Below are 12,386 nucleotides of genomic sequence, written 5' to 3'. Positions count from 1 at the left end.
GCGCCGTGCCGTTGGGTACGGCACGGTGCACGAGCCTTTTTTACTGCCGGAGACACCCTCATGAAAACACTCGAAGACGTACGAGCTACGCTTAAACCTTACCCCATCGAGGTCGAATTTCCTGACCTCACGCCGTGGAAGCACAGCGCATCAGGTATTGATTATGTGCATTGTTTCGACAGCGACGTGCCAGGGCCGCATGTGATGGTTATGGCGCTAACCCATGGCAACGAAGTCAGTGGCGCAATCACCCTTGACCGCTTTCTAAAAGCCGGGCTGCGCCCTCGTCGTGGCCGCTTGACGCTTGCGTTTGGCAACGTCGAGGCCTACCACCAGTTCGACCCCCAGAACATCGACGCCACCCGCTACCTTGACGAGGACATGAACCGTGTATGGGTCGAGAGCCGCCTTGATGGCCCTGAGCAAACGCGGGAGCTGTGCCGTGCCAGGGCACTGCGACCCGTAGTTGAAACGGTGGACCTACTCCTCGATATCCATTCCATGCATGAAGAAGCCGCGCCCATCATGATGAGCGGCGCCTGCAAAAAAGGCTTGAGCATGGCTTCAGAGCTGGGTGTGCCGGCACACGTGATTGCCGACGTTGGGCACAAAAACGGCCGACGGCTGCGCGACTTTCAAGGGTTTGGTGATGAGTCGAGTCCAAAGAACGCCTTGCTCATCGAGACAGGGCAGCATGTCTCTGCCATCAGCGCCACCGTGGCCCTGGACACCGCAGCGCGCTTTTTGATGCTTACCGGCACGGTCGATGAAGCTGACGTCGCCCCGTTTCTACAACCCGCCACACCCGTCGCTCAGCAGTTTCTTGAGGTGACCGAGCCGATTATCGCCAAGACCATGGATTTTCACTTCTCTGAAGACTTCAAGGGCCTGGAGCTGATCGAACGCGCCGGCACCGTCATTGCCCACGACGGCGAGGAGCAGGTAGTGACGCCCTACGACAACTGCGTGTTGATACAGCCTTCCGTGCGCCACCTTGGCGAAGGCGTGACAGTGGTGCGGTTGGCCAAGGTCATTGAGGCGCCGTGATTAAGTGCAGGGCAGCGCGAAATAACGTGCTGCCCTTGATTACCAGGGTGCAACTATTATTAAGCCCTAAGTACTCGCTGTTGAACGCTCACCGAAACGTTCTTGGGTTCGATTTTGAGTTTGCCAAGCTGCTTTAGCAGCATTGAGATGTTTACCCGCGTATAACCTTCATTGGCCAAACTCAGACGCTTGGCCCCCATGACTGAATCGCCGAGGCCGGCAGTGAAGGGGCGCGAAGAAGCAGTATCCGGATCAGCAAGCCATTCTGACCATGAGCGTGGTGCTTCTTTGGGGTTTTGCTTGGCGTATTTGTAAAACAGCGAGATAAATTCCAAGCGGTCACTGCGAAGGCCAGCGCGCGGTGAGAGGCGTGCGCCGCCTATGCAATGGCGTGCCCTGCACAACACAGGGAACCTTTTTTCGCGTTAATTCACTCAGTGTGTCCAAGCAGCTGTTTACTCAACAGTGGTTCCTTGTCAGCCGTAGGCTCAGCACACCTGACCTGCCTTATGCTCAAGAGTGAAAAATGTTTCCGATTTCGAACGCCTTCGCCCATCGTACTTCGCCGGCCGTTGCCGCGGATAATGCCCACATACAGCAGGCCGAAGCTGGACCGTCCAATACCGTCAGCAGCGAGGTAGCCGAGCGGCCCCGGATGGGGTACGTGGACCAGCGCCATCGAAATGACGACCATGTGGCGCATTATGTTATCGCCCTGGAGCAGGCTGCGCGTCTAGATGCAGGGGATGGCGGCAAGGTATTGAGCCCAGCTGCCATGCAGGTGCGCAAGAACATGGCACAGCGGCTAGTCTCTTATATGAGTGAGCGCGGTATCGAAGCCCAAAATCAAACGCCGGAGCAACTGAGCCAACTGAAAAACGAATTTCTCTTCGCCCGATTACCTGAGGGATTAATTGATGGCATTGGCGACAATAGCCGAGCGTCAATGGATTCCGCTTTAGAGAAGTACCTGGACTGGCGTAAAAATGGCTTGATCACCATTCAACAGGGCGTCGTTATCGCAATTACCGAGCGGCAGCAGGCAGTCGCGCAGGGTAATATGCAGAGCTTGCGCAATTACCGCGTGGCGCTACAGGAACAGAAAAATCGCCAAGCCGGCGATGGCACAACAATGATCAGTGCGGCCGTGGCCGAAGAGCGCGGCGTTACCGCGTCGGGTTATCTGCAATGGATGAGCATCAATGAACATGCAGTCAGCGAGCTGACACCTGCCGACCTCAAGGCGCGCGCGGATGAATATGTCGCAGGCCGGGAAAGACTGCGCAAACGCAAGCGCGAGGGCAGTGAAGGTGCCAATACATCGACTTCTCATGTACTCGCTAACCAAGTCGGCAAATATCTGGATTGGCTGCACGCCGAGGCTGTGCAGAAGCAACGCGGCGTGTTGACTAGTCAGGTGGAGGGCAGTGAAGAAGCACTCCAGGCCAACCGGGCGGTGCTTGAGGATTATCGAGCGGCGCTGAAGTCTGCGCAGAGCACACCCACGCCCATCATCAGCAAGCCCATCAGCGCCAAAACCGCGCAAAACCGTGCCAGCTCCGCTTCGGGCCTGATCAAACATCTCAGTGACAAGGGACTGAACGTTCGCACGCTAGCGCTGGATGCGATGTCCAGCGAACTGGATGAGCTATATCGTAAGACGGCCACCAAGGCCACCAAGGCCACCGTTGACAAGCTTAAAAGCGAAATCGGCAAGTTTCTCGAATGGCGCAACCATGCTTTCCAAGGCGGTAGCGCTACCGCCGCCACTGCGTTTAGCCAAGATCAACTGGCTTGCCTTGAAAGCAATGCACAGTATCTGAGCCAATACCATTGCGCGTTACGGGACGCTGCAACGCCAGCACCTGGGCAGGCGGCGGCCCTGATTGGGGAAAATCCGCGCAAGAATCGTGGCATTACTGCGTCCGCGTTCGTCTCTTGGATCCAGGGTAATCATACGCTTGAGTCACTCGATGAGGACGAATGGCATGGTTTGAAGAATGACTACCTGCAAGCTAAGTTCACGCTGACGGAAGGCGCAAAACCTAGTTCTAGCTGGCGTGCCGAAGAAAGCAATTTGAACAAGTACATTGAATGGGCCATCACCGGTAGCGTTTCTACGCAAAAGGGTGGTGCCACGGCTGCACCTACGGACCGTTGGGCGCACACCAATACGCAGCGGCTGAGCAATTATCGCAATGCGCTAGCGACTGCAGCGCAGACACCTGCTGGCGACGGTGGCAAGCTGATAAGCCCTTTCGTTCAACAGAGCCGTGGGGCTGCGGCGAAGAATTTCATGCAGTGGCTTTCAGCAAAGCACATAGATTCCACCACGCTTGACCTTCCAGGCCTATCCGAGGCAATGAATAATTTTATTTACGATCGTTATCCGGGCAACTTGGCTAATCGCGAAAAGCTTATGAGCAATGTGCGGCCTTTCGTCGATTGGCAGGTGGAGAAGACCGTCAAGCCACAGCGTGGGGTTGATATTGTTCACGATCGTGAAATACAGGCGATCATGGAACAGAACAAATTCTGGTTGTCGCGCTACCACGACTCATTAACGGATGCCTCTGACGAAGGCGCGCAACACTTGTCTGCTTCGGCGCTAAAAAATCGCAAGGTGCAGGCAAATGGGTTTACGCGCTATTGCAGCCTTGAAGGGCATGTCCTTAAAAGACTAAAGAAGGACAATATAGACACGCTGAGCGCTGCCTATTTGTCGGATAAGCTTCCCGAGGTACGCGCCAGTGCGCGGAGCTCGCTGCGGCCGTATTTGGACTGGTTTGTGACAGAACGTTCAATCGCCAGTGGAAGATCGAGCCCAGGGCTGTTCGTGAGTGACGGTGAATAAGCGCGCGTGGGTTACACGGCTATGGTGTTCAGGGGGTGCTGTTCATTACAGCCTTAAACGCTGGGTAGCGCTGACGCGCTACCTAGAAGACGGGGCCGTGCCCAATCGACAACAACCAGGACGAAAACCAGATACGAGCGTGGACACTGGAACGCTCAAGCATGAGCCTGATCCAATCGGCACCCATGAACAGGCATGATCCGTGTGCCTATCTGAAAGATGTGCTGACACGGCTGCCTACATAGCGGGCGAGTGAGATCGAAGAGCTGCTGCCGCATCGATGGCAACCAATTTAGTTACTCAAGATGAAATGCCCCGGCGCTTACAAAGCATCATGTTGAACAGTGTCTTCACCAGACGCTTGCACTCGGTAGGCTTTTAAGGGTGAAGTGTTCGTGCTCCCCAGAATTCGCACCAAGAAAGACCATATTTTGACTAATACCCTGAAAGCTAGAACACCTAAGGAAGCTCTGAAGTAGGCATCGATTTCTGATGCCCTCGTGGCCCGAGGTTCAAAAAAGCTAGCCTGGTCAGGTAAACAGGCTTTTCCTGCTTTTAACTCATCGTTTTTCCTTCGAACAGCACCTTTTCCAAGGCGCTTTTCCGCATTACAGGTGCACCTCGGCCGTTGAGGGCTTTAGTGCGACATTGAATCGTATGCCATTGGCGGCTCGTAAAACGCTGACGTATGACAGAGGTCGGGAAATGGCGCGGCACGCTGAAATCACTCAGCGCACCGGCGTGGCGATCTACTTCTGCGATCCACACAGCCCCTGGCAGCGGGGAAGCAACGAAAACATCAACGGATTCCGCCAGTATTTGCCCAAGGGGGCCGATCTGTCAGGTGTAAGTCAGGAGCAACTGGATGCCATTGCATACCAGTTGAACATCCGTCCGCGTCAGCGATTTGATTATAAGTGCCCCATTGAAATGATGACTGCCATGATGGCTAAGCATCACCAGCCCCCCTCCTCCTTAACTCAATAGCTGTGTTGCACTCAGCCTTTGCAACCGCCCTTTTAAGAAAGCTGATTCGGTACACGGAAGCCAACGCTTAAGCGGTGTCACGGTCCGCACCGCAGCAGGCAGTCAGGCAGCGCTTATATCGCTGCGCTTCGGAACTCTATGGCGGGATTTACCACTCATTTCGGTTAATCTTAATCATAGGAGTCGTGCAAATGGCCATTCAGTTTCCAGGCGAGCGCACCATGCTACACCCGCCTACAAACCAAGATATTGAGTTTCCAGGTGAAATTAAAATTTTGAACCCTAATGGCGGGGTACAAGTGGCGACTGCGGCAGTTGCAGATCAACACCGAACACCTGGAGACGCACGGCCGACGGTCCCCATATCACCCTTCCGTTTAGCTGATTTACCTACAGAGTTACAACAAGCTGTAGGCCGTGAGGTACAAGCTAATCCCAATAGGCTTCAGGGCGCGAGTTCGATGGAAGCATTGATGGTGGCAAACAAACACCTACGTACAGTTCTCGAAGGTGATAAAAACACCGCACTAAAACATAGGATGAATAAAAAAATTATTAATGCAGTACATAGATTACCTCTTACCAGTCTAAGCACCTGTCCTCTTTCAACTCTCCAATTGGTTACGGCAACCAAAAGAAGAGAGGCTTTGAAATTGGCATTTTCGAGCGACGATGAAGTAGAACAATTGGAAGCTCTTACTGATTGGGCGAGCCGGTTGCCAGCACTAAGCAAAGCAGAGCAGAAAGAGCTAGTTGACTTCGCGATCGAGTGTCAAGACCAAAACTTAGAAGATCACATAAGCGACTTTATAGGCAATATGGGTTCAGGGTTGCACGTGCTTGATTCTAGGCAACATGAGTCTTTGGTAAACACCATTATAGGTATGGAAAACGATGGTAAAAGTCGGGCCATTTTGCATTTCGGAGAAGGCTTGCATTCGCTTCATGAAGATCTAAAACAAGCTTTGGTCGATACCACCTTACATATTAGTGATGCTGATTACAGCAGCGCTGCTATTTGTGGAATGGCTGAGGGCCTTGATGCTCTTGCTCCGTTTCAATGCACCAAGCTTGCCAAAGCGGCCTTAGCCATTGAAGATGAAGAGCTACGGGCCGATGCGCTCAATGCTTTAAGCCCTCATTTGGCTTTACTGCAACCGGCAGAACAGAACGGATTGATAGATGCTGCCTTTTCCCTAACTGATCTTGATGATCGAGCTCGGGTTATCGATGCGCTTACCCATAGCCTAGCCAAGTTTGATAATACCCAATATATTGAAATACTCACCCAACTAAGTTTAAAAATATCTAATTTTCCAGATCAAGATAAAGCAAATTTTATTCATAGGTGTGGCACAGAGTTAAAATTTTTGAAGCACCCTATGGATCATAGCCTCCATCACGCCTTGGTCAATGATGCATTCGCTATTCCAATGGAAGCACATCGAAGCTATGCTATTAGGGGCCTCGCTGATGGACTGCATATGCTTAGTATCAGCGATAGGGACCGTTTGGTAACGGCTGCATCAGTATTTACGGAGGAAGAGCACAAGCGTGATGCTTTAATTGGGTTGATTAAAAACCAAGAATTTCTAACAGGGGATCAACAAGCCTCGCTATTTGAGGCTATGCTGGAAATGACCAGTGAAAATAAGGCGATCACTATTTCCGAGCTAGGCACAGCAATCGGGTTACTTACTTCACCCCAGCGCGAACAATTGGTCACGGCTACGCTTGCAATGAATAATGAAATTGAAAAAAGCTTAGCCATCGCAGGTTTAGGAAAGGCTATCAAGAATCTAACCGATAATCAATGTGGTCGGTTGGTTGACGCTACGTTACATATGGTAAATGAAGTAAATAAAACCCAGGCCATTGAAGGTCTAGCCGGAATACAAGGCGCACATAGAGAGCGTGTGATCGACTGTGCACAAACGCTATCTGTCAGTAATCAAATCAAAGCATTGCACGCTTTAACCGAGCACATGACATGAGAGACTAGCATGTTTCGGCATCGCGCCCTGGGCTGATCTTGCCCACTTCCAGTGGACACCCCGTTAAGCGATACACTGCAACGAGGTGAACCATGGCAAGCCAAGCAAAAACGATGAAACACACCCGTAATCGTCACTCTCAACCTACAAAGATGAAGCGCTGGCCTTGGCCGACCGGGTCGGCGTCAAACAGGCTGCTGAGCAGCTCGGACTTCATGCGTCGCAGCTCTACGGCTGGAAAAACAAGAAGCATCAGGCCAAGGACAGTACCGAGCGCGAGCAATCGCTTGCCGACGAGAATGCACGGCTCAAGCGGCAGTTGGCTGAGCAGGCGGAGGAGCTGGCCATCGTAAAAAAGGCCGCCGCGTACTTTGCCAAGAACCTCAAGTAAAGTACGCCTTCATGCAGGCTCATACCCTGGAGTTCTCGATCAAGGCCATGTGTCGCGTGCTGGGCGTTGCGCGTAGTGGCTATTACGCGTGGCACTCATGCAACGCATCAGCACGTCTGCAGCGAAGAACCCAGTTGGATCAGCAGGTGGCCCATGCTTACGCTGCTCGTAAGGGCCGTAGTGGTGCGCCGCGCTTGTGTCACGACCTACGAGACGTGGGGCTGACCTGCAACCGCAAGACCGTTGCTGCCTCGATGCGTAGGCAGGGGCTGCGCGCCAAAGCCGCCAGGAAGTTCAAAGCCACCACCTACTCGCGCCACACGCTGCCGGTAGCAAAGAACCTGCTCAACCAGGATTTCACCGCCTCGGCACCGAACCAGAAATGGGTAGGCGATATCACCTACCTGCACACCAATGAGGGTTGGCTCTATCTGGCAACGGTCATTGACCTGTACTCACGCATGGTAATCGGCTGGGCTATGAGCGAGCGCATGACGGCGGATCTGGTCTGCGATGCCTTGCGCATGGCGCTATGGCGGCGCAAACACCCCTGTGGTGTCATTGTGCATAGCGACCGTGGCAGCCAATATTGCTCTGCGGCCTACCAGCACTTGATCGTCGCCTACCAACTCAGATGCAGCATGAGCGCCAAGGGTAACTGCTACGATAACGCATGTGCAGAGAGCTTCTTCCACAGCTTGAAGGTCGAATGCATTCATGGCGAGCAATTCAGCAGTCGTGCTGAAATGCGTGAAGCGGTGTTTGAATACATCGAAATCGATTACAACCGCCAGCGTCGTCACAGCACACTGGGGCACATCAGCCCACATGCCTACGAGGCTCGGATGAGTGCTTAAACCCGTGTCCACTGGTGCCGGGCAAGATCACTGCAGAAGAACCGACAAAAGCCACCCGTAAGGCTCGGACAGTAAAGCGCTATAAACACCCTGATACCGGCGAAGTCGTTGAGACCAAAGGCGGCAATCACAAGACTTTGAAAGCTTGGAAAAATGAATACGGGTCTGAGACGGTTGAGGCTTGGGCCGAATAACTCGCTCGAGCGCTTATCAACAGCGAAGGGATGCCAATGAGCCGGTTCCTAATTGAAGAATACGAGACGATTGACGTAGATGTGGTACGCGCCAACTGCGACCAGGTGTACGCAGTTGAACTGACGCTGGACGGACACGTCTGCGCCGGTACCCTGTGCGTTCTGGCGGAGCCGAACACGTGTGGTATCCCTGTGCGCAAGGCCATCGTCAACGACACGCATGCACCTTTTTCAGATCAAGAGACAGAGCGTGAAGCCCTGCTTCACGCTCTACGCAAGCTTTACAAACTCGCCTCTGGCCGAACGCTGCGGGTGCCTAAAGCGTGTATTGGAGCGGGCCCCTATGGGCTTGCAGCCCATAGCCCTCGTATTTATAGCGACCTTTGCCAAATACTGGCTGACCACTTTGGTTATCACCAACCGTTCAGCACGGCTACCCATCCCATGACGGGCAACTACGTCGGTGAGACATACCACCACGAGATTTTCAAAGAGGTGTGCATGCGAGGCGGGTATTACATGACCTCCTTCGTTGCAGAGAAGCATGGTCTGACCCTAGAACAGCTGAAAGCATATTGCCTGATTGCCGGGAGAGAGCTTGATGCCCAGGGCAAGCTATTTCCTTCCCACCTTCCAACCTATCGGTGGGCGAGTGATGATTAGGTGAGTTAGCTGTTCACAAGGGAAACCTGAAGGGTATGGGGGCTGACTGATGCATGTGGCTGCATAGAACGGGTGTTATGTTAAATCAAGGCAACTGCAATGGGGTTGGTCAGGAGGTCTGCGGAAGGTTGCTGCGCATTCGACCTTACCAATGGCGCCCGCCATCGGACGCTGGGGACCCCACTGGCTTCCCTCCCTTCCCTTCTCTAGGATCGTTCCATGTTGGCCGTTCTGTTTGGCGCTCCAGCGCTGGGATCCAGTCCAAATGCGCAGTTGTTCGAATGAGGTTCAGCCAGGGTCGATCCCGATGGATGTTTCATGGCAGGCGGTGCCTTTCACCGGTAAGGGAGCAGCCCCTGATGATATTGTGCACACACAGATAGGAGGCGATCCTGGCTTGATGTTCCTGTCGCAGGAATCCGGTGAGGACGCTTGGGACCTGATGAACTTAGTTGTCAGGGAAAACGTAGGGATGTAACTTGAGCCAGATCATCATTTATCGAGACGAAGACCGCGAGGTCGCAGTCCGTCTTGAAGGGGAAACCGTCTGGCTCAGCCAGCGCCAAATGGCCGATATTTTCGACTCCTCGACTGACAACATCGGTCTCCACCTGAAAAACGTCTACGCCGAGGGCGAACTCGAGGAGAAAGGAACAACCGAGCAATCCTCGGTTGTTCAAACCGAAGGCAGCCGACAGGTAAGGCGTCGGGTAAAGCTGTACAACCTCGATGCAATCATTTCGGTCGCGTACCGGGTCAATTCCAAGCGCGGTGTACACTTCCGTCAGTGGGCCACACGGATCCTGAAAGAACACCTGACCCAGGGTTTTACCATCAACCGGGAGCGGTTCGAGGCCAACGCACGCGAGCTTGAGGCCGCCTTGGTCTTGGTCCGCAAGACCGCGCAAGCTCCCGCTCTCAACGTCGACAGTGGCCGCGGGCTGGTCGAGATAGTCAGTCGCTACACACAGACGTTTCTGTGGCTGCAACGCTATGATGAAGGAATGCTTTCCGATCCCGTGGGTAGCCCGGGACGCGATCTTCCGTCCCTGGGGGAGGTACGAACTGCGCTCCACAGCCTGAAAACCCATCTGATGGAGCATGGCGAGGCCTCCGATCTGTTCGCACTCGAGCGAGGCGACGGACTGGAGGCGTTGCTGGGCAACCTCGAGCAGAGTGTCTTCGGGGAGCCCGCTTACCCTACACTGGAAAGCAAGGCTGCCCACCTGCTGTATTTTGTGGTGAAGAACCACCCGTTTACCGACGGCAACAAACGCAGCGGTGCCTATCTGTTCGTGGATTTTCTTCACCGGAACGGACGCTTGCTGGATGACAACGGCGCAGCGGTCATCAACGACACTGGCCTGGCTGCCTTGACCTTGCTGGTTGCCGAGTCGGACCCTCTGCAGAAAGAGACGCTGATACGCCTGATCATGAACATGATCGCGCCGGGCAACTCGCCTGGTGCTCGCCCAGCCGTGACGGGATGATCGATTGCAAGGGCGCTCTACTGCTGGTAGCAACGCGTCCCTGATGCATCGGCCTGACCTGCGTAGTCTGTACTCACTGACCGCTTACAGCGGATCCTCTGGATTACACAACGTCGGTGGCAGGAAGTACCGGGTTAGTAATATCACCCGGCCCGTAGGAACAGGTCACAAGGCGCCCAGGCTGTAGGGGATAATGCCTTCGGCACCATGCCCTGCACTGGGGTAAAGCAAATACCTTGATAGTGATCAGGGACCATCTGCTAGCCGGGAGTAGCTGGTCAAGTACTTCTGAGGTCATGTGCCGTCGGTGCCCCGGTGTGCTGAAGAATGCGGATCCGACGGCATTCAAATCCCCACTCCACCCATGGCCTCGCGCATTCCTAACGACCGCAGCGGTTACCTGGTCTCACGTCTGCTTGGTCATGTCAGTCATGCTTGTCGGCTGTCAACACATGACTGTCAGGGCAAGCCTTCCATCGCGCAGGAGCATCGCTAAAGACCGACCGGGCCGCCAGGCGCTAGGCTTGATCAGATCTTTCCAACCATGTACCGACAGCCCGATACGCTTGGCTATCAGATGCAGCGGTAATCCCCCCATTTTTAGCACGCGCCAGAAGTAGAGATCAGGCCACGAGGGCCAACTTCTGTTTGGGGGTAATGCCTCCGAGAGCCATATTCGGACGCTTGTGATTGTATGTCCAGATCCAGTTTGTGCCGTAATCCTGAACCTCTGCGATTGATTCAAACAGGTAATGACCCAGCCAGTCATGACGCAGGGTACGGTTGTAGCGCTCAACATAGGCATTCTGCTGTGGATTACCCGGTTGAATGTATTCCAGGCGGATACCCCGTTTCTGGGCCCACAGCGTCAACTTCGTGCTGATGTACTCAGGACCGTTATCGCTGCGGATGGTGTGTGGTTTACCACGCCACTCAATCACTTGATCCAGTGCCCGAACCACACGTTCGGCCGGTAGCGACAGGTCGATCTCCATGCTCAAGGCTTCGCGGTTGAAGTCATCAATCACATTGAAAATCCGAAAGCTGCGTCCGTCAGCTAATTGGTCGTGCATGAAGTCCATCGACCAGCACTGATTGATCGCCTCTGGAACGGCCAGCGGCTCGGGCTTTTCCCGCACGATTCGTTTGCGCGGTTTGATCCGCAGATTCAGCTCAAGTCCGCGGTAAATTCGGTACACCCGTTTATGGTTCCAGCGATAGCCCTTCACATTACGCAGATACAGAAAGCACAAGCCAAAACCCCAGTTTCGCTGGTTATGGGTAAGCCGAATCAAGTGATCGGCAATCTCGGCATTTTTCGTCGCTAGACGCGGTTGGTAGCGATAGCAGCAGAGGCTGACTTTGAAGGCCATACACGCCAGCTTGATACCGATCTTTCCTGAACGTACAGCCTGTTGCGCCATCTCTCGTCGTCGAGATGGCTTCACCACTTTTTTGCCATCGCTTCCTGGATGACTTCGGCTTTGAGACGCTCCTCGGCGTACATTTTCTTTAATCGACGGTTTTTTCCTCAAGCTCGCGTAGTCGAGCCATCAACGATGCGTCCATACCACCGAACTTGGCTCGCCACTTGTAGAAGGTAGCTGAGCTGATACCGTGCTCACGACACAGCTCTGGTACTGGGCTTCCAGCCTCGGCTTGCTTGAGGATGGCAATGATCTGGCTGTCTGAAAAGCGGGATGTCTTCACGCAGAATTTCCTTGATCCGATTAGGAGAAAATTCTACTTCCGGCGAGTACTTTTTTTCAGGGGGGATTACCCAGCGACAGCTTGTCGCGAAAGTACATCCGCCGGATTTTCCCATCATTTCCATGCTGAACACCCTGTGTTCTCCTGCTCGGAACATGAGCAGAAGCAGTTGAACACCTAGGTCAGTTTTGGGTTGCAA

The 12,386-nt window shown here is 53.8% G+C and carries 5 protein-coding genes and 6 pseudogenes; 9 read left to right on the top strand and 2 right to left on the bottom strand.

Features of this window, described 5'->3' with window-relative positions:
• The first annotated feature begins 60 nt into the window (after nt 1-60).
• On the top strand, nt 61-1,047 hold the full coding sequence (locus tag AC4LE2_RS05340; RefSeq protein WP_491824633.1) for a M14 family metallopeptidase: 987 nt from the start codon (nt 61-63) through the stop codon (nt 1,045-1,047).
• Nucleotides 1,048-1,271: 224 nt separating this feature from the next.
• Here AC4LE2_RS05340 and AC4LE2_RS05335 read toward each other — a convergent pair.
• Nucleotides 1,272-1,406: pseudogene (locus tag AC4LE2_RS05335) on the bottom strand (tyrosine protein phosphatase); the annotation flags it as partial.
• Nucleotides 1,407-1,573: 167 nt separating this feature from the next.
• On the opposite strand from AC4LE2_RS05335, the gene AC4LE2_RS05330 reads away from it, so the two are divergent.
• The 8 genes and pseudogenes from AC4LE2_RS05330 (at nt 1,574) to AC4LE2_RS05295 (ending at nt 10,477) form a co-directional block, all read left to right on the top strand.
• Entirely contained in the window at nt 1,574-3,901 is a 2,328-nt protein-coding gene (locus tag AC4LE2_RS05330) for a hypothetical protein (RefSeq protein WP_491824631.1), read from the top strand.
• A 37-nt stretch (nt 3,902-3,938) separates the two neighbouring features.
• Nucleotides 3,939-4,146: pseudogene (locus AC4LE2_RS05325) on the top strand (IS66 family transposase); the annotation flags it as partial.
• A gap of 373 nt (nt 4,147-4,519) precedes the next feature.
• Nucleotides 4,520-4,888, top strand: a pseudogene (locus AC4LE2_RS05320) (IS30 family transposase); the annotation flags it as partial.
• A 191-nt stretch (nt 4,889-5,079) separates the two neighbouring features.
• Nucleotides 5,080-6,882 (top strand): hypothetical protein, encoded by a 1,803-nt coding sequence (locus AC4LE2_RS05315; RefSeq protein ID WP_491824629.1) that lies wholly within the window; start codon nt 5,080-5,082, stop codon nt 6,880-6,882.
• 92 nt (nt 6,883-6,974) lie between these two features.
• Nucleotides 6,975-8,130 (top strand): annotated as a pseudogene (locus AC4LE2_RS05310) (IS3 family transposase).
• A gap of 44 nt (nt 8,131-8,174) precedes the next feature.
• Nucleotides 8,175-8,324, top strand: a pseudogene (locus AC4LE2_RS05305) (histone-like nucleoid-structuring protein, MvaT/MvaU family); the annotation flags it as partial.
• 36 nt (nt 8,325-8,360) lie between these two features.
• Nucleotides 8,361-8,987, top strand: a complete 627-nt coding sequence (locus AC4LE2_RS05300) for a hypothetical protein (RefSeq protein WP_491824628.1) — start codon at nt 8,361-8,363, stop codon at nt 8,985-8,987.
• A 479-nt stretch (nt 8,988-9,466) separates the two neighbouring features.
• Complete coding sequence (locus AC4LE2_RS05295; RefSeq protein ID WP_491824626.1) at nt 9,467-10,477, top strand: virulence RhuM family protein/type II toxin-antitoxin system death-on-curing family toxin; 1,011 nt, start codon at nt 9,467-9,469, stop codon at nt 10,475-10,477.
• Nucleotides 10,478-11,100: 623 nt separating this feature from the next.
• On the opposite strand, the pseudogene AC4LE2_RS05290 reads toward AC4LE2_RS05295, so the two are convergent.
• Nucleotides 11,101-12,187: pseudogene (locus AC4LE2_RS05290) on the bottom strand (IS3 family transposase).
• Between the last annotated feature and the right edge of the window lie 199 nt (nt 12,188-12,386).

This window comes from Pseudomonas sp. 9.3L (assembly GCF_058536285.1).
Note: the sequence above shows the minus strand (reverse complement) of the source record. Positions and strands in the feature narration are given on the sequence as shown.

Coding starts and splice junctions, on each gene's coding strand:
- AC4LE2_RS05340 (WP_491824633.1), top strand. CDS start 61: ATGAAAACACTCGAAGACGTACGAGCTACGCTTAAACCTTACCCCATC.
- AC4LE2_RS05330 (WP_491824631.1), top strand. CDS start 1,574: ATGTTTCCGATTTCGAACGCCTTCGCCCATCGTACTTCGCCGGCCGTT.
- AC4LE2_RS05315 (WP_491824629.1), top strand. CDS start 5,080: ATGGCCATTCAGTTTCCAGGCGAGCGCACCATGCTACACCCGCCTACA.
- AC4LE2_RS05300 (WP_491824628.1), top strand. CDS start 8,361: ATGAGCCGGTTCCTAATTGAAGAATACGAGACGATTGACGTAGATGTG.